Source organism: Pleionea sp. WD8-19 (assembly GCF_055326765.1).
The window spans coordinates 121,547-147,474 of the sequence record NZ_JBUZOU010000012.1; the positions used below are offsets into that span (position 1 = coordinate 121,547).

Annotated in this window: 25 protein-coding genes and 1 pseudogene; 6 read left to right on the forward strand and 20 right to left on the reverse strand. The window is 46.7% G+C overall.

Features of this window, described 5'->3' with window-relative positions:
- The 14 genes from ACTUJY_RS14525 to ACTUJY_RS14590 all read right to left on the reverse strand — a co-directional run bounded on the left by ACTUJY_RS14525 (position 1) and on the right by ACTUJY_RS14590 (position 14,758).
- A complete protein-coding gene (locus ACTUJY_RS14525; RefSeq protein WP_463616832.1) occupies positions 1–669 on the reverse strand; it encodes a hypothetical protein in 669 nt (222 codons plus the stop codon).
- Positions 669–1,271, reverse strand: coding sequence for a hypothetical protein (locus ACTUJY_RS14530; RefSeq protein WP_463616833.1), 603 nt, complete (start codon positions 1,269–1,271; stop codon positions 669–671). Before ACTUJY_RS14530 ends, ACTUJY_RS14525 begins: the two co-directional genes overlap by 1 nt.
- Entirely contained in the window at positions 1,271–1,663 is a 393-nt protein-coding gene (locus tag ACTUJY_RS14535) for a hypothetical protein (protein ID WP_463616834.1), read from the reverse strand. Before ACTUJY_RS14535 ends, ACTUJY_RS14530 begins: the two co-directional genes overlap by 1 nt.
- Positions 1,657–5,259, reverse strand: coding sequence for a hypothetical protein (locus ACTUJY_RS14540; RefSeq protein ID WP_463616835.1), 3,603 nt, complete (start codon positions 5,257–5,259; stop codon positions 1,657–1,659). The genes ACTUJY_RS14535 and ACTUJY_RS14540 overlap by 7 nt, the downstream gene beginning before the upstream one ends.
- Before the next feature lie 24 nt (positions 5,260–5,283).
- Complete coding sequence (locus ACTUJY_RS14545) at positions 5,284–5,970, reverse strand: phage adaptor protein (RefSeq protein WP_463616836.1); 687 nt, start codon at positions 5,968–5,970, stop codon at positions 5,284–5,286.
- A gap of 3 nt (positions 5,971–5,973) precedes the next feature.
- Positions 5,974–6,321: a hypothetical protein gene (locus tag ACTUJY_RS14550; RefSeq protein WP_463616837.1), complete on the reverse strand. Its 348-nt coding sequence runs from the start codon at positions 6,319–6,321 to the stop codon at positions 5,974–5,976.
- A 67-nt stretch (positions 6,322–6,388) separates the two neighbouring features.
- Complete coding sequence (locus ACTUJY_RS14555; protein ID WP_463616838.1) at positions 6,389–7,507, reverse strand: N4-gp56 family major capsid protein; 1,119 nt, start codon at positions 7,505–7,507, stop codon at positions 6,389–6,391.
- A gap of 198 nt (positions 7,508–7,705) precedes the next feature.
- Entirely contained in the window at positions 7,706–8,308 is a 603-nt protein-coding gene (locus tag ACTUJY_RS14560) for a coiled-coil domain-containing protein (protein WP_463616839.1), read from the reverse strand.
- A gap of 109 nt (positions 8,309–8,417) precedes the next feature.
- The gene (locus tag ACTUJY_RS14565) at positions 8,418–9,428 is read right to left on the reverse strand and encodes a hypothetical protein (protein WP_463616840.1); all 1,011 of its coding nucleotides are present in this window, start codon (positions 9,426–9,428) and stop codon (positions 8,418–8,420) included.
- On the reverse strand, positions 9,421–11,544 hold the full coding sequence (locus tag ACTUJY_RS14570; protein ID WP_463616841.1) for a portal protein: 2,124 nt from the start codon (positions 11,542–11,544) through the stop codon (positions 9,421–9,423). The genes ACTUJY_RS14565 and ACTUJY_RS14570 overlap by 8 nt, the downstream gene beginning before the upstream one ends.
- The gene (locus ACTUJY_RS14575; protein WP_463616842.1) at positions 11,544–11,774 is read right to left on the reverse strand and encodes a hypothetical protein; all 231 of its coding nucleotides are present in this window, start codon (positions 11,772–11,774) and stop codon (positions 11,544–11,546) included. Before ACTUJY_RS14575 ends, ACTUJY_RS14570 begins: the two co-directional genes overlap by 1 nt.
- A 35-nt stretch (positions 11,775–11,809) precedes the next feature.
- On the reverse strand, positions 11,810–12,037 hold the full coding sequence (locus ACTUJY_RS14580; RefSeq protein ID WP_463616843.1) for a hypothetical protein: 228 nt from the start codon (positions 12,035–12,037) through the stop codon (positions 11,810–11,812).
- A 47-nt stretch (positions 12,038–12,084) separates the two neighbouring features.
- Complete coding sequence (gene terL, locus ACTUJY_RS14585) at positions 12,085–14,271, reverse strand: phage terminase large subunit (RefSeq protein ID WP_463616844.1); 2,187 nt, start codon at positions 14,269–14,271, stop codon at positions 12,085–12,087.
- Positions 14,243–14,758, reverse strand: coding sequence for a hypothetical protein (locus tag ACTUJY_RS14590; protein WP_463616845.1), 516 nt, complete (start codon positions 14,756–14,758; stop codon positions 14,243–14,245). Before ACTUJY_RS14590 ends, terL begins: the two co-directional genes overlap by 29 nt.
- Before the next feature lie 290 nt (positions 14,759–15,048).
- Here ACTUJY_RS14590 and ACTUJY_RS14595 point away from each other — a divergent pair, with 290 nt between their 5' ends.
- The 6 genes from ACTUJY_RS14595 (at position 15,049) to ACTUJY_RS14620 (ending at position 19,250) form a co-directional block, all read left to right on the forward strand.
- The gene (locus tag ACTUJY_RS14595; protein WP_463616846.1) at positions 15,049–15,261 is read left to right on the forward strand and encodes a hypothetical protein; all 213 of its coding nucleotides are present in this window, start codon (positions 15,049–15,051) and stop codon (positions 15,259–15,261) included.
- 1 nt (position 15,262) lies between these two features.
- Positions 15,263–15,433 carry a hypothetical protein gene (locus ACTUJY_RS14600; protein ID WP_463616847.1) on the forward strand — a complete coding sequence of 57 codons (171 nt, stop codon included), beginning with the start codon at positions 15,263–15,265 and terminating at the stop codon, positions 15,431–15,433.
- A 33-nt stretch (positions 15,434–15,466) separates the two neighbouring features.
- Positions 15,467–16,567 carry a hypothetical protein gene (locus ACTUJY_RS14605; RefSeq protein WP_463616848.1) on the forward strand — a complete coding sequence of 367 codons (1,101 nt, stop codon included), beginning with the start codon at positions 15,467–15,469 and terminating at the stop codon, positions 16,565–16,567.
- A gap of 43 nt (positions 16,568–16,610) precedes the next feature.
- Entirely contained in the window at positions 16,611–16,961 is a 351-nt protein-coding gene (locus ACTUJY_RS14610) for a hypothetical protein (protein WP_463616849.1), read from the forward strand.
- Between the two features lie 697 nt (positions 16,962–17,658).
- A complete protein-coding gene (locus ACTUJY_RS14615; RefSeq protein WP_463616850.1) occupies positions 17,659–17,796 on the forward strand; it encodes a hypothetical protein in 138 nt (45 codons plus the stop codon).
- A gap of 1,001 nt (positions 17,797–18,797) precedes the next feature.
- Positions 18,798–19,250, forward strand: a complete 453-nt coding sequence (locus tag ACTUJY_RS14620; protein ID WP_463616851.1) for a hypothetical protein — start codon at positions 18,798–18,800, stop codon at positions 19,248–19,250.
- A gap of 127 nt (positions 19,251–19,377) precedes the next feature.
- On the opposite strand, the gene ACTUJY_RS14625 is transcribed toward ACTUJY_RS14620, so the two are convergent.
- From ACTUJY_RS14625 to ACTUJY_RS14650, 6 genes and pseudogenes are all read right to left on the reverse strand, one after another.
- Positions 19,378–20,601 carry an IS256 family transposase gene (locus ACTUJY_RS14625; RefSeq protein WP_463616852.1) on the reverse strand — a complete coding sequence of 408 codons (1,224 nt, stop codon included), beginning with the start codon at positions 20,599–20,601 and terminating at the stop codon, positions 19,378–19,380.
- Between the two features lie 90 nt (positions 20,602–20,691).
- Positions 20,692–21,012 (reverse strand): hypothetical protein, encoded by a 321-nt coding sequence (locus ACTUJY_RS14630; RefSeq protein WP_463616853.1) that lies wholly within the window; start codon positions 21,010–21,012, stop codon positions 20,692–20,694.
- Positions 21,013–21,125: 113 nt separating this feature from the next.
- A complete protein-coding gene (locus ACTUJY_RS14635) occupies positions 21,126–21,545 on the reverse strand; it encodes a hypothetical protein (protein ID WP_463616854.1) in 420 nt (139 codons plus the stop codon).
- A pseudogene (locus tag ACTUJY_RS14640) lies at positions 21,529–22,662 on the reverse strand (RHS repeat-associated core domain-containing protein); the annotation flags it as partial. The pseudogene ACTUJY_RS14640 and the gene ACTUJY_RS14635, both read right to left, overlap by 17 nt.
- Before the next feature lie 133 nt (positions 22,663–22,795).
- Positions 22,796–23,239: an SMI1/KNR4 family protein gene (locus ACTUJY_RS14645; RefSeq protein ID WP_463616855.1), complete on the reverse strand. Its 444-nt coding sequence runs from the start codon at positions 23,237–23,239 to the stop codon at positions 22,796–22,798.
- A 9-nt stretch (positions 23,240–23,248) separates the two neighbouring features.
- On the reverse strand, positions 23,249–25,928 hold a 2,680-nt coding region (locus tag ACTUJY_RS14650; RefSeq protein WP_463616856.1), incomplete at its 5' end, for an RHS repeat domain-containing protein.

Genomic DNA, 25,928 nt, shown 5'->3' on the forward strand with positions numbered 1-25,928 from the left:
TTAACCTCCTACGTATCCGCCAACGGTCGAACCAATCGCACCACCGGCCGTCGCGCCCGCCGGTCCGCCGTAAATGCCACCGATCACAGTGCCGGCAATACCGAGTACCGTACTGGCCGTGCTCTGGTTTTGTGCTTTCGCTTGTTGACGAGTCTGTTCCCACTGCGCTGCCGCTGTCGCAATGCCAGCCCCGCCTTGCGTTTGCAATCCTTCGGCAATCGACATCAATCGATGACGTGCGGCCACGTTATGCGCGCGCTGTGCATCGTGCGCTTGCGTTACCATACTGCCCGCGCCCAATGAAATTGCGCGATCACGTTTGCGCTGCATCGCTTTTCGTTGCGACGGCAATAACGCGCTGCTGTCGAGCGCCAATTGTCGTTCGGTCATGCCTTCGGTATTGGCGCGTAATGTTGAAGCAGACGCCAAACCGCGTTCTAAAATGTCACGCGACTCGGTTTCACGTTCCAGCGCCGCAATCAGTGGCTTGCCGTATTGTTCAAAATCTTCCAACTGCCTGCGATAGAGTTCTTCCAGCGCCGGACTTTGCATCGTTCCCGCACCATTACGCAAACCGAAAGGATCCGCAACCACCCCTCGACCTTCCGCCGTGCGCCGATGACCGTCGAGACTTGTGGCGTTGTCCCACGCCCGTGATAACCATCCCATTAGCTGAGCACTCCCAGGTTGTTATTCAAATAAGGATCTTCATCAAGGATGCGCGGATCGTAACCCCTTTGAAACGCATCCCGTTGCGACGCGCTGAGTTGCGGTTGTGTTTTCGGTCCCTGACGTTTGCTTAAGTACGCACTGCCGAGTACCGCCGCCGTTTCCATCGCTTGTTCGTTACGAGTTTGTTGCCGCGTCATTTGCGCCAATTGTTTTTGTTGATCGAGTTGTGCCGTACGACTGATAAGATCGAGCGCATTACTGCCCGCACGAAAACCGTAATTGGCACCACGCGCAATGCGCTCGGCTTGGGTGATTCCTGATTGGTTTTCAACACGTAAACCTTGAACCGCCGCTTGTGTGGACGCTTCAGCAACGTTGAGTGTTTGTCGTTGTCGATTTTGTTGTTGCGACGCTTTTCCAAGCGCGGCAATCGTTGCGGCATTGTGTGACGCTTTACGGGCTCGACCTTCGCGCATCATATCGCTTAAGAATTGTTTTCCAATGCGATCTTTAACCTCAGAGCCCTCGTTAAAAAAACGTAAGGCCACTTCTTCTTGCATCACTTGTGCGTTGGATTTTTCTGGATCAGACTGACTCATCACACTTCCCTGGTGTAGACATTTCCATTAATTTGAAAGCCGGCCTGTTGCGCGACTTTGCGCCAGGCTTTTCGCGGACTGGCAAAGGACACCGTTTCGCAACCTTGCGCTTTGATGTACTGACAACCTGCGTTAATTATATCATAAAGGTTTTGTAACGTGTGGCCATCGAGCGCGCAGGCACAGACAATAAAACAGCGTTTCGAATGCCATTCGGCAATGAAAAAACCTTCACCTTGAATGGCATGCAATGTCGCGGTTTTATTGTTTAAACGTCGATAAATTTCTAACGCTGAAACACCGTCAAATAATTTTGCTACGCGTTTAATATACGGAGCGATCACCTCGAACACTTCAGGTAATGCGTTGGGATGAAGCGGTTCACTTACCATGCAAACCCCGTATTGAATTGAACTTTGCGTTTCGGCCGCGAGCGATCCTTTCGTGCTTCGCGTTTTGCCAGTAACACATTACGATTAAAAATGGTTTCGTGGACCGCAGCGGTTTTATAATCGGTCCAAACTTTTCCGGGCATCGAAAGCAAACGCGCCAGTGCACCAGAGCGAATGGTTTCCCACCAGGCTTCGGCGAGTTCAATTGGAATGGCATTAATACTTCGCGTCGGCTGCACAATCACGCCGTAATCAATGTCGCCGCTTTCATTCGCCGGATTAATGACGAGCGCATGTTGGGTGGTAAAAAATTCCGACGTCATTCCCACACGTTCATCGTTCACCCGTTCTGGCAACACGTGAATTAATCGTCGTCGTTCAGTCGAATTCGGCGCTAAAAAATACGCGAAGTCTGCTGCTAAAATGTAAGTGTGTTCAGGTAAAGATAACGGATAAATGCGTTGCCCCAGAACCACCGGCAATTGACCTTTCACCAACCAACGTTCCGATTGCCGAAAAAAATCCACCAACGCAAAACGCACCGCACGTGCAAGAGTTGCATCGGTCGGCTCAGGAATATCAATGCGCAGATCATCCACCCATGCTTGCACCCAAACATGTTCATCCAGATCCACAGGCGGTGTCACCACCGGCGCAGACTCGGTGCTTACTTGCCAGGTGCTGGACACACCACCGATTGTCAAAGTGACATTTACACTGGTCGAATAATTTGCGCTGCTGATGGTGCGCAGTTCAATGCGATCACCTGCGTTAACCTGGCCGCTTACACTCGTCCAAGCTCCACCATTCATTCGATAATCCCCACCAACAACGGAAATCGAAGTGGCTGCATTAATGCCGGCAACGGTAACACTCGATGAAACCACCACACTCGATAACGCTTGTTGCGTAACATCAACAAACGAAAAGAGTGATGGGATCGTATCGGGCGCATCGCTGTTGTAAACATCCGAAGGGATCGGATTGCCTAAACTTTCCCAAATGTATTTGGTAAGCGTTTGATTGGAACCATCGAGTGAGGTTGCGCCACTTTGTGCAAAACCGTAATCGTTGTATTCACGAAAATCCGCAAGAATGCGCGCTTCGTTTGGCCAGGGCCACAAGGGTTCGGTGGTTAACGCGTTGTAATTCGGGTCACCATACGTTGAACCGTCTGCGCCCATGCGTTGTAAAATTTCCGCGCCGACGCGTTGTCCGCTAATGGCATTGGCAACACTGGAATGTCTTTCCACACGCACCGGGTATAACAGGGATCCATCGGTCAATGGATCATTGCTAAGCGAAACCGTTTGACCACTCGTCGCTGCAACATCGAAGTCACCTTCGGTGGGTGATGGATTGTAAGCCACACAATCGGTGATGGTGGAACCGTTGGCATTAAATCCGGTGCGCGTACAATTAATCGCTAACGCATTGCGTACCGCAACGTTGGTTTGACTTGGACTGATGCGCACACCACTGGCATCGACGGTTTCAAGACGCATGATTGCAGTAATGTTTTCAACCACGCTCGGTTGCGGCGATTGCGGAGTGTAATTGTAAGGCGTATTGCCAATGTTAATGCCGGTACCGCCACGCGCATTCACCGACACACAATCGCGCAGCGTCCAAATGGGATCACCATTTTCTAAAATTTGATCCGCTTCAAAATGAAAACCACTGTCGCTGCTGTTCACCGACAAACAGCCAAGCCATTCGTTACGACCGAGCCAATACTCGGGATCATCCGTGTGTTGTGCCGTCGCAAAATCACCGTAAGGCACATCGTTACGAATGAGGCGATCAACCACCAAACAATTTTGTACCGACACATCGTGCGAATCGTACACCGTTGTCGAGACAGAAGGATCCGGTTTGGGTGCCACTTCACAGCCCGCTGCATCACAACCTTCGTTGCGTGTGATCACACGTCGCCACACATTCCGATGCGCGCGATAATTAATTGTAGGCACACGACGATTGTTGGTGGTGCTCCACACATCTTCAATCAAATTGTAATCGTTGCCTTGATCGTGATCGTTACTACCAATAGAAACATTACCGCGTACAAAGGTATTTTTTAATACGCAGCCGTGGGTGTTATAAAAGTACACGCTGCCAATGCAGCGCAGCTCACGCAGTTCAACAAAACTGTCTTTGCGAAACGAACGGCCGAGCATGATGGGTCCGGTACCATCGCCCTCTTCGATTAACGTCACGTTACCAGGATTGATCGCTTCAATGATGGTGCGTTGTCCACGACCAATCCCTGAAGGCGGTGGTGCCGAGTTGGGAAGAGCCACACCGTTTGCGGTCACTTGTCGCATCACGCCGGTCGTATCACGAGCGTACTCACCGTCCATCAGCCACAAACGATTGCCACCGCTCATGGACGCAAACGCGTGCGCAAAGGTGAGCCAAGGTGTCGACTCACTTAAACCGTCGTTACTGTCGGAACCGTTTGGTGAAATAAAATAATGGGCAACAGCAGCGGCCTCGACAACCGAGAGTGTGGCGCTGCCCGTTCCAGTATTGCCTGCCGCATCCGTTGCTTGCCAGGTAAAAACGTGATCGCCAGCCACCAGTGGATCAGCAAAATCACTCAGGTTGTGGGTAATAACAGGACTGGCTGGACTTGTTTCTTCACTCACACTCACCAGCGATAACCAATTCAATAATTCTGAATTATCGTGCGCTAATCCGTTGCTACCGTTTTCAAAATAAAGGGTGGTGTTTTCTGGAACCGTTAACACCGGCGGCGTGTTATCGGCTGCATCTTCAGTGACAATAATATTGGCCGTTGCAGCGCCGGTATTGCCCGCAAGATCGGTCGCGCTAAAAGTAACCGTGAAAGTACCCGCCGTTAAAACTGCAGGAAGCGACAGACGATCACTGGTCACCGTTGGATTGCTCGGTGCGGTTTCTTCGGTTGCGGTGGCTTGCGCTACCCAATTGACAATGCGCGCATCATCGCGAGCAATGTTGCCGCCGTTTGGATAACTTAACGTTAAATCACTTGGTGCCGTGACAACCGGTGCCGTGTTATCGACCGGAGGATCGGTAAACTCTTCCAATCGAATGACACTTAAAAATCCATAACTTTGGTCACTCGGTAATTGCGCATCAACAACCAACACGCCGCCGGTGGATTGCAAACCGGAAAACGTCACGGTGCGATCATCATTGGACACCGAAACATCCGATGATGAATTCAACGAACGCGTTGATCCGTTAACGGTAAAGACCAAACCGGTCGGATAATTCGGATCACCTAAACCGAATAATAATAACGTGTAGAAACGTGCATCGTTTAATCCGGTAAAGCGAAATTGCGCTGGCGCTTGTGCGGTATCCAATCGCCAGGCACCCGCAATCGCAGCTGCATCAAACGCGTTGTTACTGGTTGTGATCGCCACACGACCACCAAAGTTATCGGTGACATCAAAATTCCAACCGGTGTCGCCCGTGCCATCAGCGGCGAGTAACGAGTAAGGGTAATTGCCGTGCGGATAATGCAGGTGCGATTCGTTCCACACGTTTGTGTCGGAATAACTTTGGCCAACACTGTCGGTGCAGTTGATTAAAATGTGTGGCATAAGCGCGTCCTTGCGTTACCCAATTCAGTGACGTTCGGGAATGGTTGGCTGACGCACTTTGGCGTTTCGATTTTCCATCGCTTGATCGGTTGCGCCCACTTGTCCGTTGTACAGTGCTAAAAACTCCGCCGCACGTGCTTGCGCCGATTGCGATTCGGTGAGTTTGGAAAGCGCACGAAACATCACGTAATTCACAACCACGGAAGCGTAATGATCCGGCAAAGGTAAATTGTCGGTCAGCAACGTCACGGGCAGCGGCGGTCGTCCGGTCACAATCGTTAACCCGGCCGTGCCACTGCCATCGCTCGGTGGATACACGTAAAAGGTTCGCGGATCCGTTTGCGAAGCTACGTAACGAAACACCACGTTGCTCGGCGTTTGCATCATCCAATCCGGCTCTTCGTTATCGAGCGTGTGTCGTTCAACACGACGCACAATACGACCCGGTGCGTGACTGTTCGCCGGATTTTGATTGCAGTTCACTTCAAGCAACATGGAATCACCTTCCGGAATGGTTTGCCGCGCACCCGCAACAAGCGCAATGTGAACAGTTTGACTGCTCGCTTCCGGCCGGTAACGTGCGATGTCACTGCAGCCTTCGTTGAGCCAGGAAATCAATTCCGGATCACGCCACTGCACGCCGCCCGGATCAATATCACGCAGCAACACGCGCACACGGTTGGTGAGAATTTCGTTAACAGAAATGGCCATGTTTTATAACACCGCTTTACTGCGCGTCGAACGTTTGCGCGCGTTTTTGACCGTTTGTTCCTGTTTCACTTTTTCAGCCGCAACGATGAGTTTTTGTTGGCTGTCGAGTTCGGCTTGTTCAATCTCTGCGGCTCTTTCTTGTGCCTTTGCCAATTCGGCATTCGCTTGCGCCATCTTTTTGTGTTCAATGTCTTCCACGTCATAATCGGGTACGAGTCCTGCTTCGAGTGCAATGTCTTCCAACATATCGGGAATGGCTTTGGTTTCACCGGCTTCAAAATGAATGGAGTGCAATCCGTTTTTACTGTGCGCGGTGACACTGCGTTTTTTAAAGTTGATAAAGGTCAACACGTTTTGAATTCCTTTTTCAAAAAAATGAAAGCGGATGCACTGAACGTTTCAATGCACCCTTCGTTTTTTACATTGCGCAATTAATGCGAATGACGCCGTAGTCTTGTTTGATGTTGGGATCGAGTGTGTCCTTCGCACTCCGAAAGCCAGGCTTTTTCATGCCAAATATTTTTCCGTAAGCGATACCTTTTTGATTGCCGTAATCGAAGTGATCGCGTTCATCCCATTCACCGGCATCCAGATCAATCATGGCAAGCGATTGCGCGCCACATAACAACGCCGCGCAGCCTTCAACATTGCCATCGGCACCCCACTTCGCACCCGGCAACAATCCACGCGTATTCGGCACATGACGAAATTCATGAATGAACACACCATCGACCAGGTAAGACTCACCACCTTTCCACAGCGTATTGCCATCGCCGCGCACACCCGCATGTCGAGCATTCGCTTTAAAGTCCGGTTCGGTTTTGAGTTTGGCTAATGCTTTGGGATGCAAGAACAGGTGATACACTTCTGAGCCACCGGAGCCTTTTACACCGCGCACAAAACGCGTTTTCGCTTCCGCTTGCAAATTAACAATCACATCGTAACTCATGATGTCGTTACTGGTGATTGTTGCAGTATTCCCCGGCACCAAATCAGAACCACTAACTTGCAAATACCGTTCAGAACTCGGCGCAGAAATATCGGCGGCAAACGCGAGATTGGGTAACTGTGAACCGGCACGCGTACGACCGTTGGTGTGCGTGTCGTAAGTAATACCGGCTAAGGTTAAAAACGCGAGTTGGTCGCAGCGATCGGCAAGCCAGTAAGACAATTGATCTTTCGCGTTTTCACGAAAGTTCACGACGGTTTTTTGATCGGCCAGTTTACCGGTGGTACGAACTGCGTTTCGGAGTTGATCGATTTGCACCTTATCCTGATGCGCCGTCATCGCCGCTTCATTTCCGGTTAAGGTGTTATCACCCACCACGCCATCATCGTTGATGTCGGGTACTAATGTTACAACCGCTTCGGTTCCGCGTTCGGATTTGGTGAGCTCGGTGATCCGTTGGATCATGGAGTTTTGTCCAGTACCAACGAAACGTGAAATGAACATGTTGTTTCGTGCCTGGTGCCAGACGTCACGTGACCAGACTTTTTTCTGGTCCGTATCAAGAGCAGCAAAATTGGTTAATGCCATGCGTATGAATCCTTTCAAAGCCCCAGACAATTACGAGCGACATTTACTGGGGCGATAAGCCAAAGTCCTTTTCATGTCGTCCCGTAACGTGGGTCTATCGGATACACAGCATGACCGAGCGGTGGGCGGTGAACTTTTTACAAGGTTCGGCTTGGTGTTAGTGTTATTTTAACAAATTAGGAATTTTGTTTTCAACGATTAGTTTGACAACTTTAGTTGTGCCCAATCCCGACCTAAACTTGGTAAATATTCGTCACATCGTATAGGCTGATTACTATTTTGAACGGTTGCTCTTTTTCCGTCACCATAATATTGCTTCATGCATGCTAAAATATTATGACTTCGATGATCTTTTAAAGCCCTCTCTACTTCAACCAACCTAATAACATCTTTAAAAACTTTATTAACCACAACTTGGCGTTCATACATTTCTTGCTTTTGCATTTCTAGCTTTTCTTGCTGAACAGCGATTTCCTTGGACTGTTTCTTTAAGTGTTCTTGCTGTGTTGAGAGTTCCTCTTGGGCAGCATCTAGCTTACTCTGTAACGCATTTTGTCTATTTTGTGTAGTGTTCAGCTCAGCTTGTGTTTTCGATATTTCCCTCAACAACTTTTTTGTTTCGCTATTGGATATATGAAACGAATAAACCATACAAGAAGCACCTACAAGCACTAATACGAAACCTAACTTTTGCTTAGATAATTTAACAGTTCCAATCGTTAACGTCCTTCTCTTCGAGAGTTCGATAAAGCCTCCAAATATAGATGTCAACGCTCCAACTATTGTAATCAACCAACTCATAATTTACTCCCGAAAGAAATTATTTTATTCAGCGTTTTCATAGTATCAACGAATAAATTATTATTACAGACCTTTAGAGTGATATTGGGATATGCTATAAAGTGCTGCGTCAAACCATATCCCCCCGAGCACGCGCTTTATCCTCTTTCGACAGTCCCGCAAACTCTTCATCCGACATGGAAGCAATATCGTATTTCGGTTTCATCTCACGGCGTGTTTCACCGCCCAGTCGCCCTTTCTCACGTGAAGCCAGTTCCAGTTTTCGTTTCACATCGGTTGGCTTTTTCTTAAGCTCTGGCTTTTGTTTAACAGTACGGTCACGCAATTCATTTTCCGTGGCAATTAACTTCACCGCCTTATCCAACGCATCTCCGGCACGTAACCCTCGGTTCATGTACACATCCCGCAGGCCGATGACTTCTTCAATCAACCCTTCGTCGGCAAATTCGGAATTAATGTCGAGTTCTGGATAACGCTGGCTGATGGTGACGGCCCGTTGTTGCAATTCACTTTGCTCTGCTTGATAAGCAATTTCTTCCTGCGTGTTGGCCTTGGCTTTGGCTTCAGCGTTTTCGGTTGCCACTTTCGCGGCTTGCAGTGCCGTGTTCTGCAGCATCTTCTGAAAAAGTCCCAGAGCCTGTTCCGATTCGCCATCCATCATGGCATCCATTAACGTTTTAAACTCGTTGGCATCGACACTCACCGAAGGCTCCAGGTCTTTGGTCGTTGGCTCTTCAACTTTGTCCTGGGTGAGTTGCGCCTTAAGCTTTTTCAGTTCTTGCTCGGCCGCTCGACGTTTGGCAACTTCTTTGTTTAAACGAGAGCGTGGCACACGATGCGTATTGGGATCATCGCTCGCGTGCTCTTCCTCTACGCACTCTTCCGCTTCAGTTTCGTCAGCCGTTTCCTCTTCTGAAGATTCGGGCTCGCTTTCTTCGTCAGCGCTTGATTCATTTTCGGTATCGTCGGTCTCCACTACCAACTCATCGTCGTCACTCAAAACCGTTTCTGTTTCATCGGTAAACTCATCACCGCGATTGATACTTTCTGTAGACTCATCGTCCCAATGCGTATCACCGCCAAACTCGTTAATCGTTTCCATGAGAGCATCGTTATCCATTTGCATTTCCTTTTGAAGTAGGTGAACGTGCTTGTGCCCTGGCAATGAGATGGTCCATCGACTTCATCGCCAATTGTGTCGACAAGCGTTTATCGTTAAGTGAATTTTGGTTTTCGTGACTGCGCGCAGCTAACGCAATGCGTAAACGAATGTCTTGCTGTTTCATGTCACGTTCGCTTTCGAGTTTTAACAGCTCCAGTTTCGCCTGATTAAAACCTTCAAGAGATGTGGCCTTCGCCATACGTTCTTTAGCACTTGCCAATTTTTCCTGAACTTCAGCATCGAGCATTTCAATTTCTTTGGTGAGTCGATTGACTTGGTGTTGCATTTGCAACTCTTGCAGCTGCGCTTCTTCCGGTGTCGGTTCACCATAACCTTGTGCGTTTTTCAGAAACTCCACCAATTCGTTTTTCTTGGTAAGGTTCGAATACTGCACCAGGAAGTGGTCGGGCACTTGAACGCCAAGTTCTCGAAGTTGCGTTGCCTCGGTAAATTCCAGTTGCTGCATGGTGCCGCCGTTTGGCGCGTGACCTATGTGACAGGTGTACTCACCCAGGGTCACATCGTTAATAATGTTACCGTCATCGTCTTCTGCGTTAATCACCAGCTCTCCATCGTTCGCCGCACCGAACATGCGTTGGTCAACCAATTCGAAGTAGCGGGTTTCGGTGTAAAAATCCTGCACCAATTCCAACACTTTATTGGCCACACAACGTCGTGCACGTTTTAAATTGTTGAGCACCACCGACACCTGAATTTGCGAACGGCCAATCGACATCTCTTGCGCTTTACCACTTTGGTCGGGACGTGCCGCTCCCACCATCGAGGCATTAATCGCACTGATTTCGCGAATGGTCACCGCAGCTTTCTGACTGATGCGTTCAATGCCGGTTGGAATTTGGTTCGGTTTAATTTTCTCCGGCTTTTCATAACCGCGTTTAAAGGTCAGCACCAAACCGGTTTCCGCACCACGCTCTTCCAAGTCCTCCTGGTCCATATCCACCAGTGAATCTTCTTGCACAATCCAACCGGAGTTCGCAGTGGTATTCACAATGTGCAATTCCTGCGAGCTGGTTTTATTGAGTAGGTTTTGAGGGTCCACCAGATTACGCACCACACCAAAAGGTTTACCGCGACGAAAATACGGAAAGTAAGGCACTATGGTAAAAGAGCGATAAATCGACCAATCGTCCATCAACAACACATCATCAACCGATATCGTTTGCCGCACACGACGACCACGCGTTTTGTGCAAACCGAGTCCGTATTGTTCAGCAAAGGCTTCGCGTTCTTGTCGTGATGTGCCAAACGGAATAGGACGTAAATCACCGGTGGCTAAATCCACATAGTTCCACTGCGAACACAATTTAAAATGTTGCCGTTCGATGACTTTTACGCGGCGCAGTTTGCGCACCTCTTCACCGTCAACCTGTGCTATTGGACCACCAAAGGATTTTTTAAAATAATCGAAGTTGTCGGCCTGGTTAAAACCGTTGGCCGCAATGCGCCTGACTTCTGCCGCTTTATCATGGCCGTAGGTTTCTTCAATTTCATCCGGTGTCATCCAGCGCACAATAAAGACCTGATTCCAGGTCGACGGATCCATATCTTTGGCTTCAGGGTCGGGGATGATGTCTTCGGGGTCTTCGTGCGTAATAACAATGTCACCCTGAAGGTTTTTCGAAAAATCCATGCGCACATCAAAGTAACCCCGGTCGGTGATGATGCCATCAGCAAACACAATTTCTTCGATGTCTTCGTAATGATTGGCATTGAGTACCGCACGTGTCACTGCGTTCAATGCAAAGGCCGTGTTTTCATTGCCATTGCGACCGGGCTTCCAGGTGATTTCGACTTTGCGTTCAAGCTGTTCGCCAATCATGGCGTTCACAGTCGATAAAATCATGTTGAGAGTGAGGGCCGGTCGACCTTCGCCTTCTAACCGATTGCGATCGCGCTCGTCCCACTGCTCACCAAAATAAAAATCACTGAACCGGCGCGCTTTCTCCACCCATTCGTGATGACCGGCACTTTCCGCTTCCAGAAACCGTTCCCAATTTTGACGAGCCACCCAATGACGGTCCGTGTCACGGGTCGTGTGCACCTTATCCGTCATCACTGTTTCTCTTCGATGCGGTCGAGACGTTCAGTAAAACGGTTAATGGCATCGGCAAGATGCTTTACGTTGGTGGAAAATTCGGCGTGATTGATTTGCACACGAGTAATGTCGTGCGTGTTCTCATCCAGTTTGAGTTTTAATGGCGCAATGAACATGCGGTGATAAAACGTCGCCACAGTAATAAACGCACCCACCACCACCATGGCTTCGTGAAGACTGACATCCATTTCAGTTTCCTATCGACCTTCCGGGTTAAAAATCGTTAAACGTTCGGCGTATTGTCCGTTTCAAACGCCAATAACGCGTGTTGAATGGCATCGTCTGGCCAAAATAAATTACCGTCGCCGTGCACATCTTCACCGGCAATTAAATCACCGTTGGTGACTAAAAAATCAATCATGGCTTCGGAAACGCCGAGACGAATGGCAGCGGTTTGACGATCAATTAAGGTTTGTTGAACACCGTTAACGGTGCGTTGAACATAGTCCATTACTAAAAATTCCTGCACTTACATTTCAAAAAACATTTTATCAAAACTCACGCCGCCATACCACTTTTGTGGCGACCGAGACTGCCGTGTTTGACGTACTTGTTGATTTTATTGCGCCAGGTTTCTTTCGCTTTGGGTTGTTTGACGTTGCGAATACCAAAGATGTGGATCATCTGTCCTATCCACGCAATGGCATCGACACAGTCATCGTGTTTACCCAGCGGAAATTTTAACAACTCATTGCGAAACGCTGACATCCAGGGTGTTGAGTCCACTTGCGGAAAAACCACTTTGCCCTGTTCCATTCGCCCTTGAATGGGTCGTGCGCGCGTGCCTTTATCGGCACCACGTGTTCTTAGTTTTTCGTAACGCAGTGTAATGCCACGTTCTTGTTCGCTTTTAATAATAAACGGTTCAAGCGTCAGTTCAATTTGTCCGGTTTCAATACCAAAGAGTTCCGGGTTCCAGCGCGTTTGAATGTCAAACATGCGATCGATAATACCTAGCGAATTCCAACGGCCGCGTTTTAAATCCAGCACCCAAATGTTTTGTTCGCGATCAATCCCCACCACAATAAACACCGTGTAATCGGCCGTTTGTTTGGTGCTGATGGCCAAATCCCCTGCGGCATAAATGCGTAAATCTTTTAACGGAGGTGATTCACCGGGCTTGTAATAACGGAACATGTCCTTGGTAAAATAATCACCGTCTTCGGACACCGGACGTTGTTGGTAAAGCGCTTCCCAGTCGCGTGGGATCATGGTGCGCTTAATTCTGTTTAAAGCTTTAAGTGGATAACGTGCCGCGTGTAACGGTTCGCCGGCTTTGCGATATTTTTCATCTTCGGTGGCTATTGCCGGATACTCCACCAACTCCCATCGGTCGGCGTCCTCTGGCCATTGCCCGGCGACTTTCATCTCCGCTTCGGCTTCACGCATCACCGACAACAGCCAACCGGATAAATCATCATCGTGCCAACGGGTTTGAATGATCAATACTCCACCACCTGGCGCAAGTCGTGTGTAAAAGGTTGAGGAATACCAGTCCTTGATTTTTTGGCGTGTGGTTTCGGACTCCGCTTCTTCGCGATCTTTTACTGGATCATCGATGATGCCCAAGTGCGCACCGCGACCGGTTATTGGTCCTTGGACACCAGCAGCAGTAAATCCACCACCTACGGTTGTTGCCCATTTCTCAACACTTTTACTCGCTTGTGACAAACGTGTTTTAAAAACCGATTTGTATTTATCTGAATCAATTAAATCACGACACTTGCGCGAAAAATCTTTGGCCAGGTCACCGGAATACGAACAGGTGATCACTTCGTGTTTCGGATTACGACCGAGATACCAGGATGGAAACGTTTTACTGCCAATTTCGCTGTTGTGTGTGGGAATGAGCTTCTTGCCGACCAAATACAAACCATCGTCAGAGTCAACTTGGATGCAGCGACCATGTTCTCCGTTTGGATGAAATTGAACACGTTGGATGGCAATGTTTTTCGAAACAGAAACTTTTGTTTTGAATGGCCATTGCAATGGATGCACTTTCGGCAACTGCATTCGAAATCGATGATGTATACGCAAACGAGCTTTCAAAAGTTCACGCGTTTCCACCGTCCGCTCTTTCCTTTGCTTTCTGTCGAACACTGTCCATTCGTGATTGCCGTGACAACGAATGACCTCACCATTAGTAAACTCAACGACATAATCCGCTTCTGCTTCGTCTGACAACGCAAGTACTTTTACAGGCTTACCGGACGGATGAAAAACAGAATCACCGACCTGCAACTCGCCGTGTGTTTTCCAACCTTCAGTCGTTAACACAGGCGTTGAATGCGCGCACAATTTTCCCGATCTTGGTGGAAGAAAAATCATCAAACGCGGTGATTTTTTATCAACGATGTCTTGCGCAAATTTTTCTAAACGTTGACAAATGTCCGCGTGCACCCAACCAGGGTCATAGTCGGGATTCATCCGTTTAATGAAAGGTAACAATCGACGGCGTGACAACTCGCGTTCGGCCAGTTCGCGTTTGGCCTCTTGCTCTTTGTCAAAGAACTGCTTTTCTTCTTCAGCAATTCGGATCAACTCGTCCTGAGCACGTTGATATTCTGCGTGATTATTGAAAGGTGTGAGTTCACCGACTCGCTTCGCACATCGTAAACACAAGTCGTCATTGAACATGTGTACGAGTGCGAAGGATTTAAGACATTCCTGACAAGTCCGTGTCATCGATGACTTCCGTGTAATCTGAAGGATCCATATTTAACGTTTGCCCGGCAATTTCAAGCAGCTTGTTATCGTCCAACTGCTCTAATTGATCACGTCGTGTGATTTCCACTTCGACCTTCTCTGGTGTTGCGAGTCCGTGCAACTTAACCAGAGAGTCGATGGCGCGAATTTCTTCCGTGGCATTCGCGCTTTTGGCGTGGGCTTCCAGATACATGACGGTGGCATCGTCCCTGGTGAATTGCAACGCTCCTGCGTTCACCGCCGCCTGCCGTGCCATCTCCCGTCCATAGGCAATGGCCTGTTGCACATCCTTGCGCTCTGACAGATTAGCAACCGCCAGTACAGGGTTTCCGTATCCTGCGTGTCTGGCTGCTGCTTTCGGGTTGATCCCTCGAACCCGATACAGAACATAGGTCTCTTCCTGAGACGTCAGATGTTGAAGTCCTAGAGCCGTTAAATCATTCCCTGAAATATCGGCCGTGGACATGGTGCTCCCGTTCAATGCCTTTGAATACTCTTCCTTCCTGAAAGAGTGGAAATCCGTTTCAACCGAGAGATTGTTATTTTACCAAACAACCTATATTTTACAACCTTTATTTACCTATATATAGAAATAAACACCCACCTATACCGCTGTTTTTTTAACCATCAGAAATTCTCTCTCCTAGGTTCAATCGGGATGTATGTGCTCGCTGTGTGAGTACGCCCCTTGATCGAATTCGTTTCACTTCGAGTTCGATTGTTTTTCATTCAATGAACCTACTTAGGAGTCCCATGATGACAACCCAACAAAAGCTCGCGGCATTGGTGTGCATTACCGTTGCCAGCATTCACTTAATTCAACATTCATTAACGGAGGTGATCACAAAGAAACACAAACAAATGCAACACGCGTATTGCATTAAAGAACAAATGGCAATGAGCCAGGTGCACCGAACCAATACACCAATGTGCGACATAACCATCAATCAAACCACAAGAGGACAATGACATGTATTGCATTGCGTACGAAGGGGATGAATTGCATCCAATCACAGAGACATTAGAAGAAATGCTGATGGCAGAAGAAGATGACGTCGAACAGTTTTGGGCGGATATCTTTGCAGGTCATTCAATAAGTGAGATGGACGATGCAGCGAACATCGACCATCTCTTCGTTTAATTTCAAATCAACGCAAATCGAAAGGAAATAAACATGAACACATTAAACAAATACCAAAACATGATCAACACTTTTAACGAACATCTGTCACGTGGCGTTACGACATTCAAAGCGGCTGCGGCGAGTGAACACGAACTCATTGCACAACATAAAGATCGTCAACGCGAAGTGTTAGGTGCTGCGGCTATTTACGCTACACGCGCTTGTCGTGATAAAGACCGTTCAAGGTACATGGCCATCGTTCACGCCGCCAGCAAAGCACTGGATGCGAATACGGCACAGGTTAACGGTGTGCTCAGTACTTTCGCTTCCGGTATCACGCGTTACAGTTCACTCAAAGCCTGGCAAGCGAAAATACAACACGCGCTCACCGTTCGTGTGAACATGGGTGAAAAAACTCAGCTCGGTGTGGCCGGTTACGATACCGAGTACAAAGGTTTTGATGGTGAAACACTGCTCCATTATTTAATGACACAAACCAAAGAGGATTGGGCACGCAAAGCCAACAACGCCATCTATTCGCAAATTGCATCACTGCTCAACGAACAACTCAATCAACCGAAAGGGTTCATTGTTCACGAAGCGATGCCACTGCGCAAAGACGAAATCCAATACACCTTTGGACAACTGGCCTATGCCACCACCTGGCGTTGTTTAAGTCGCTTAGCATTTCGTGCAGCATTAGCCGATAAGCATGTGTTCGAGGACGCCGTAGAAACGCCACACGGCACGCAAACGGTGATGACAAGCCACCGCCTTAAACGAATGACAACGCGCTATGAACGCAAGCGACAGGACGATACAGCAGTGGCTGGTGATCATTACAACAACCTGTTACTCGATGACATCGAAGACGAAGAACGTAAAGTGCAATCCTGGGTGTTCGCGCGTGAGTTGTGGGAACAATTAAAACCTTTGGTTGAAGAGTTCAACGCCAACAACGAATGGATAGGTGACGACATTCGTATGCCTTGTGATGTGGATTTGGAAACCCACAGTCAATCGCAAATCAAAGCCACCATCGAAAAACTGGAAAGCGCTCTGCACGATCCCAACGTCGTGAAATTTTTAACGCAGTTGGATCAAATGCAACAGCCTACCGAGCAATCGCTAAACGCTTTAATGCACGGTTAATTTATTGAGGGCTTCGGCCCTCTTACTTTTTCAGGAGACGATGATGGAATTTTCAATTGCCAGTGCGTTGGCACTGAACACCGTAAGAAAAATAAAACCTCGCTACTCAGCACAACAGGTTAAAGAGTATTTGATAAAGACTAAGCAATGGCCGACGAGTAACAAGGTCAAACCGAAGAGTAAACAACTCACACAACCTTGTCCATGTTGCGACAACGGAATGTTCAAAGGCCAATGGCAACGGCAATGTTTTCGTTGCATTGGCAAAGGCTTTTTGGATGAACTCGATATCCGTCGTTATTCGATCCACATCGAAGCCAAACAAACTGGAACCACACGCACCACGTTCCGAGAATACGAACAACTAAACGGGTTCAATCGCTGGACGGCGTAACACGTTTTTAATCAACCCTTGTTAACCTACCAACACCCAAGTACCCATGGCGCAGAAGTCTGATTAAACCCCATGATACGCGCCGGTAAGGACATGAGCACATGAGCACATGAGGATACTGACAACATGAGAACATAAGCACACAAAACCAAGCCCTCCAAACTCCACCAATCAGCCCAGAACAACCACCCTCAAGAACCATCAACCCATGACCCATGAGCCTGTTCTTTGTTTTTTGTTGTTTGTGATTGGTTGTGTGTTGTTGGAGAGAGGTTGGTGAACGATGGAAGGCGTTATAACCCATCGTCAGAAAGCAAATGGCAATGAACACCGGTCGTGTGTCGATTGTGAGAGGTCGACAGCGTGTGTCGAGTGACCGTTGGCGCTCGTTAAACAGCCAGCATTGGAAGGCGTATGCCCAATCGTCAGAGTTCCCCTCCTGTGATGGGTGCTGAGCATCACCTGAAACTGCTCTTTTGTTTTTGTTGGGGGTTCGGCTGAGGCTGTTCGATAGAGGTTCTTTGTTGCTTGCTAGAGGAGCTTTGTTAAACAGCAAAGGACACAGGGCGGTTGGCATTGGTCAGAGGTTACTTGTTGCATGACACAGGGCCAAGGAGTCGCGCGCCGCTGACAATGTGAGACGCCGAAGTTTAGTGAGTGAGTGTTCAATAACAGATGACAATATGAGGTAGCACGTATGTATAAACTGCAAAGCTGGGCACAAGGTCGATGGCACAGGATAGATGCCTTTGATTCTGCTCGAGAGGCCCTACAACAGTTGCGAATGTTGGGAAAGATTAACCGAGGTTGCCGCTATCGGGTGGTGAATTGGTGACGGGGGTTGGTGTTTTGGGTTTTGGGCTAGATGTTAGGGGCTATGTGTTCCCCCGCACCCCCGAAAACAGAGGAACGGTTGCCCTGGGACCGGCTTGAGGTTACAGGAAAACAACCTTGTATACCGGATTTTGGTCGTTTTACCTGTCTTTATCTCATTTTAGCGATAAAAGGTGTCCAAGAAAATATCCTGGACAGTCCGGGAAAAAAATAACTTCCTGGACAGAGGTAACAGGGAGCACGAAAGGGATACAGAGGTGTGTCCTACGTGTCCGACTTCCGGTTTCCTATGCCAGTTCATAGAAAACGTTTTTTCTGTTTTTTTATATTTATATATATTATTTTTTTTCTTATAAATTAATAAATATCTTGGACAAGTAGGACAACCCCCTGAAGCCCTTCTGTGCCAAGGGCTCCAGCTGTCCAACTTCCTGAAAATTTCCCGGACTGTCCAGGATATTTTTTTGGACACCTCATCTCAATGCCGAGATATGCATAAATTCTGCATTTCCCTGTGCAAACGCAAAACCTCCGATTTTTGCCCAAGTTGTATATTTTCAGCTAAAAATTCCCCCTCAACCCCCTGTGTTGGTCAAAGAACAACCTTCCCTGTTTACTCGGAGTGCGGGGGTAGCCTCTAACCTCCGCCATAGGCCGATAACCTCCAATATTTAACCTCCGCCCACAACCTGTAACAAAAACCTTTAAAATTCACCATCTACCAATAACATCCTCCAAAATCACTTAAATCACATCATTTACCACAAGCATCGCACCCAACCTGTAACCTCCGCCCACAACCTCCAGCCTTCATCATCTCCCCTGTAACCTCTAACCTCCGATATACGACTTCCCACTCCCACTTCTCGACATCTGCCGATAACATCCGATATCCAACTCCCGCCCCCACTACCCGACATCTGCCGATAACCAACGCCTTCCAACCTCCAACAATCCCCCCTCCAATCCCCAATGAAACCAACCAACAACCAAGGAACCAACATGGGAAACCGAGCCACAATCTCTGTCGAAAACTGTTCGATAGGTGTTTATCTGCATTGGAATGGAGGAATAGGAAGTGTCAAAGCCTTCGTCCAAGAAGCCTGTAAACGTTACACAGCATCCAGGTTAGGAGAACCTGTGCCAGTTAACATTCAAGACAACCGATTTGTCTTTGAACTTTACGCATGCATCCGAGAATTTTTTAATTTCGCAGGTGACATAAAACTCAGAGGCCGAGATTATTTATCTTTATATCTAACCTGTAGCAAAGAACAGTGTAACGAGGACAATGGCCACTACCATGTAACACAGGACGGCTCGATTGATTACACGAACGCTCGTCGCAAAGAATCCAGTATTTACACAGCACAGTCGTACCAGGACATCTCAACCTGGTTCAAAGAAACAGAACGGCTTATGTTAACGACCGAGTGGGCGGGAACCGAAAATTAATTGCAGTCTCCTGGCAAGAAGCTCAGGAGACTTGCTTATGGGTGGGTGTGTTTGGTTGGGTGCTTACCTAAGTGATGGCCACCTTGCTTTAACTGGAGACTGTAAATTATTCTGTGTAACTGACAGATTAAACATAATCAATTAAACGGCCTTCAAATTCAATCATAAATCGATTTAAGGCCGCTTTCCAATTTCGAATTGACATGGTCCACTTTTTCGAAGCTTGCTCAACGGCTAAGTAAACGATCTTCATAGCTGAATCATCGTGTGGAAATATTTTTCGTTTATTAATCACTTTTCGAATCACGCTGTTGAGCGATTCAATGGCGTTGGTCGTGTAAATCGCTCGTCGAATTTCTTCAGGATAGTCAAACAAGGTGATTAAGTTTGACCAGTGGCGATACCACATTTTGCTGACTTGTGGATACTTGTCATCCCACTTGGCTGCAAAGTCATCAAGTGCTTGCATGGCTTGCGTTTCGGAAATCGATTGATAAATGGCTTTTAAATCTTTGGTCACTTCTTTGTAATCTTTCCAAACCACATATTTCATTGAGTTACGCACCATGTGTACGATACAAAGCTGAATACGCGTGTCGGGATAGACAGCTTCAATTGCTTGAGGAAAGCCGCTAAGGCCGTCCACGCAGGCAATAAGAACATCCTTAAGACCGCGGTTCTTCAGTTCGGTCAATACACTGAGCCAAAACTTGGCACCTTCGTTTTCCGAAATCCACAGACCCAAAAGCTCTTTTTGCCCTTGCAGATTTATCGCTAATGCTAGATAAATGGACTTATTAATGACGCGTTTGTCTTGTCTAACTTTAACCACGATACAGTCAAGATAAACAATGGGATAAACCGGTTCAAGCGGACGATTTTGCCATTCAATCACGTCCTGAATTACCGCGTCAGTAATGTTCGAAATTAACGTCGGTGATACATCTACGTCATAGATTTCTTTCAACTGTTGGCTGATTTCTCGCGTGGTGCAACCCGTTGCATAAAGGTAGAGTACTTTACTGTCCAGGCCTGTAAAGCGTGTTTGATTTTTCTTAACGATTTGCGGAGAAAAAGAGCCATCTCGATCTCGAGGTACTTCTAGCTCGAACTGGTTGTTTTTTGACTTGAGTACTTTTTTGCTTCGGCCATTGCGGCTGTTGCCTGAGTTACGACCTTTGGGATCGTGTTTGGAATAACCGAGGTGGTCTTCAAGTTCAGCATTAAGCGCTGTTTCTAAAAGCTTTTTCTGGAATACCGAAGCGATACTTTCGAGATCTTCTTCAGTTTTTACATTGCGGCCGAGCTCTTCAGCCAACTTTTCAATATCTTCAAGAGATAACTGACTCATAATAAATCCCTCCTGTTTAAAGGATATCAGATTGAGTCAGTTACACAGATTTATTTACAGTCTCTTTAACTGCCTTAACTTTTTTACATTTTATTCTGGCCTAACTTTGCTTGCCAACGCAACATCCAACACCTCCTGAAACTCCCAGGCAAACTCCTCTATTTGTTTTTTATCCTGAGTGTCTGCATACTTTGCCTCAGTTAACATAGAAGCGAACACATCCATTAAAACATACACTATATCTTTCGGAACTAAATGCTCCTTACGAATAACCTCACCAAATTCAACAGTTAATTTTTTAAGCTTTTGAAAACCATCAATATCGAGCTTTTTATCATATCGTAATGATACTCGGACATCTCCCGCCGCTTTATCAATTTCAACTTTTAAGCTCTGAAGTTTATCAGTCATCAGGCATTACCTCCCACCCTACAATGGCACGTCTTGGAATATGACTGTAAATAGAAATTTCCTGATCTTTTATCATCATTCTTTTATTTACGTTAGCCTCTAAATCTATCAAGTTAAATCCAAATAATCATCGAAAACATAAAAAACAGAAAAGTAAATATAACTGATACTATCGTAATTATTTTCCAAAACTTAAATAACGCTTGATCTTGCAAAAAAAACAATCTCGCCCGACTAATATTTTCCTCACTGCAATATTTTACGTAGGAGAAAGTCACCAATCCAAAATACCCAAAAACTACAATTACTTTTCCTACTTCACTACTAAATACAAAGTCATTTAAATTTACAAGAACATCAAAACTTAATGTTTTTTCAAGAGTAAGTAAAACTGCAGCAATGTTAAATAAGATGAGCAATGTAAATCCAGCTGATGACCAACTTGCAGCTGAGGTTTCACCCTGACCTCTATTTAACTGGTATTCATAAATTACAAAGTATAGCTTTTGAAGCATGCTAATTTTTTGAGTCATTAAATTCATCCTCTCGTCGACAACAGGTCATATTTGTCAGCTTCCCTTTAAAATCAAAGTAATAATCCAGTGCTAAATATGTAAGTGCGATTCCTGCGCCTATAGGTCCGCCAAAAGCCATTGATATCATTACTACACCCATATCTAATGTTGCCTTTGCCATAGATGCTGCTTTCGCTTTTCCATGGAGTGACGGGTTTCTAAAATCTTTTATTGCATCATAAGCAGGGTACGCTAATGCTCCTACTAATGTTGCTCTCCCCAATACATTAGCGTATTTTGAAGTATTAACTAAAACTTGAGATGGATTTTTAGCTACGCCTATATTTACTTTATTTAACCTAGGATTGGTATGAAGGATAGCGTTACCTTTAGGTTTAAGGATATCAACAGCCCTCTCATCCATTAAAGTAGCTGCAATGCCTGCTAACCCTGCCCCTGTATTGATTTCACCAAGTGTTGGCAAAGAAGGGGACTTATGAGGAGTACTGTCTTTCGGTTTAGTGTTGGATGTAGTATAAGTTTCTGAACGATAATGCCTAGCAATCAGTTCCATAAACCTAGCCATTTCGTCACTGGGTCTATTTATTTTTACTCTGTAAATCGTGTCGTCTACTAGTCTACCTCTGGGCTCGTAACTTTCTTCGGCTTCGTTACCACCATCTTCTTCTCCTTGACCACCTTCATTTTCACTGCCATCAGCTAATGGGTTTGCATCTACTCCATTATTTACTTCACCTTTATTTCTTGGAACACCCACGCAACGCCCATTATTTGGAACACAAATCTGTCCCCACTTTACGCTTTTACCATCATCATCATTTCTAGCTCCTTTATCCTGATTTTGTTGCCCACTATCCAACTGATTGCTAGTCCCGAAACAAAGTAGACACATGTCATTAAAGTAATCAGACCCAGTCTTTGCTAAATACCCACTCGGATCCGTACCAGCCAACGGATTGTTCATGATGTAACTGTACGGGTTCATTGACTGACTGTTACCCGGACTCTGAATAAACGGATCCACAGAAAGAAATCGTCCTAGGTTGTAATCGTACGCCCGCCCATTCATGTGAATCAGTTGTGCATCGTCCATATGCTCGTGGTCGGTGAAACCGCGAGTGTTAGAAAGGTAAGCTAGCTTTTAATGAACGAAGCCGATGGTTTGCATCGGCTTTGGAACTAAGTGGTGGCCGTCCTGTCTTTGTCCTTTATATAGCGCATCATTGAGAGCATGATGCATCAAACTGTCAACTCAACCCAAGCATATATTCAAGAAACTCTTCAAGTGATTGCCAACTATCAACTTCATCCCCATACTGCTCATCTAAAAATAGGGCCACTTGTCCAGCTCTATCTGAATTGTTAGAAAATAAAAAGTAATAACCACCACCTCCATATAGCTCAAGAACATTACCTTCTTGCGGGATCCGAGTAAAATCATCTGGAATGTCAGAAGTTCGTGCTTTCATCGTATGAAAAATAGTATCTACTTCTTCATCTTCGGACACACCAAATATAGAGTGTCCATACCACTCAAGCGCACCGAACTCCCTGAGAAATATTTTATAGTCATTGCACAATAATATGTTTAATTTATTTTCTACATTTGAAATAGCCTGTTCATTTGTTGGCCCGGATATACAAACTCCATCTTTTGAGTTAATTAATTGCTTTATTTTTTCTATATTCATTTCTCAAGCTCACTTTTCAACATGATAGATGTTATCACCTTCTTCATACCAATGAAGCCTTTTATTATATTTTTGGTGGAACTTGGTATTCATAACCCTAAAGTTATCGAATGAGTTATCACCACCTCTAAACAAAGGTAACTTATGATGAATGATAAACTCCGTCGGTAACTTTCCTTTTTCTTTCATTCGCTCAAGCTGCTTTTGAGAGAATCTTTTCGCAGCTTCAGCCGTTTCAGCATACATTTTAACAAACTTCGGTTTAACACTCTCAAACTCTTCACGCAATGCTTTCAGTTCCTCTTTTGTTCGCTTATGGTATTTCGTGCGCATTTTTCCTGCAGCATCTGCTTTAACAGGTGATTTTGTCCCCCCAGATTTAGTTCCTCTAGTTTTAGATGCCGCACTTCCCATGCCAAATGAAAAGACTGATGCAAGTGCATTAGCTCCATGTTCTAAAGTACCATCTTCATCACCTTCGTCATATGAATCACTCATATTCTGGAATGGCTCAAACGGATTAGAAGTTAATGCTCCTAGGCCATCTAAGAAAGCATTTTGAAATGCATTCATTTCACCACGTTTACTTTCTCTCCATTCACCAAAAGACTGCCCAGAGTCTGCTACTTGTCGCTGATTGCCTATATTTTCAGGTCCTTGAGTTAAAGCGTTATAAGTTTCCTTAAGTGTCCCCTCTACATTCTTACCATTAACCGTTTCAACCTTATATGAGTTACCATCTTTTGTATTGATAACCATATCTCCATCTTTGGTTACTTGAACACTCTCTAACTCTTCAGAAATATCTCCAAGATTACAGTTATCTCCGTCGGAACTACAAGCGACATACCCACTCGGATCCGTTCCAGCCAGCGGGTTATTCATGATGTAACTGTAAGGGTTCATACTTTGTGAATTACCCGGATCTTGAATAAAGGGGTCAACACTCAGAAATCGTCCGAGGTTATAATCGTAGGCTCTTCCATTCATATGAATTAACTGACTGTCATCCAAGTGCTCATGGTCGGTGAATCCACGTGTGGTGACACTGGAGCCCAAAATAGTCAAGGCACTGTCTGCCATGTTTTGTTGCCGTGGGCGACCAAAGGCATCGAAGCTGTGGCCTTCAATAACGGTACCCAGTTCGTTGACGATGGCGATCATGGATCCCAAACGGTCACGGTGGAAATAACCTATGGAATAATCGGTAACGTTACTGATGGTGTTTTTTTCCGTCACAACAGCGATATCACCGATGTAATGCTTTTTCTCAACTTCGGTGCCGCTGGTGGTTTGCTTGGTAATGCGTTCAAACACTTTATCGATGTACACCGTGGTGGTGGTTTCACCGTTTTTGGTTTTCACCTGCTTGTAACGCATTTGGTCAGCGCCGTAGTAAAAGTAGGCATCGTTTGCCGCAGTGGTTTGACTGTCGAGTTTCGGGTTGATTGTTCCACTGCTGGTACCAATGTACACCGGTTTATTAAACGCATTGTACGAAATACTGCGCAACCCATCGTTGGTAAGGTTGCCGCTTTCATCGTAGCTGTAGGTGCGGGTACTGCCGTTGGCGAGCTGTACACTGCGCACGGCATTCGGGCCCGCCCAGCCATTGCTTGCACTGCGTGTGGTGCCCACCGCCAGGTAGCTGTAGGCGTTAGCATCGTTGGCGCTGAAGTCGGTTTTCTTCTTTAAGTTACCCACCGCATCGTAAGCGTAATGGATGGTTTGGCCACTGGTGCGATTGATGCTGAGCGTACTGGTGATGAGCCGATGCATATTGTCATAACTGTAGGCTTCCGACGTGTGGTCAGTGGCGGACACAAAATAGTTGTACACATCTTGCTGGGTCAAGTTGCCGTAATCGTCGTACTCGTACAATACTTTTTGCAGGTCACTCGCCCCACTCGACAAAGTGGTCATGCTCATTTGCCCGCTTTCTGGGAAGAAAGAGCGGTCAATCGCGGCATTTCCATTCGCAATGGAGGCGCCTATCCAGTTGCCGGTGACGTCCATTTCATCGATTTGACGATAGGTATAATTGGTAGCGGCGTTGTAAGTGCGCTTTAAATAACCGGTATCGTTGTATTCATACGCCACGGTGAGTCCGGTGGGGTACGTCATCCCTTTGGCGCGACCAAAATTGTCATCGATGTGCGCTGTTACCGTAAAGGTTTCGCCATCAATCTGGGTGTCGGTGTGTTTGAGCCGGCACTTGGTGTCGTAACGGTATTCGCGTGTGAAGTTTTCACCGATGCGCGCCACGGTTTCGCTGGCCGGCAAGCCCAGGCACACACCGCCGCTGTCTTTGGTTCCGGTATCAAACGCAAAACTCGCTTCCAATACGTTGTTCACTTTGCGAGAAGTTAAACGCCCAAGTACATCGTAATCGTAATCGGTGGTTTGGCCTTTGGCATCGGTTTCGGTATCCACTTCGCCAAAGCCGGTGTAAGTGAAGGTTTTGTTGCCCATGTTAGGGTCGTTAACCCATAGTTTTTGACCCAGTGCGTTATAGGTGACGGTAATTTTTGCGCCGTTGGCGTCTTGCAACACAATGGGATTACCTAAACCATCGTACGCGTATTGCGTGACGCTGCCATTGGCGTCGGTGGTTTGCATCAACTGGCCCGTGCCGCTGTGGGTACGATACAGGGTTTTGTTGGCGTCGTTGTTCAACACAATTTTGGTG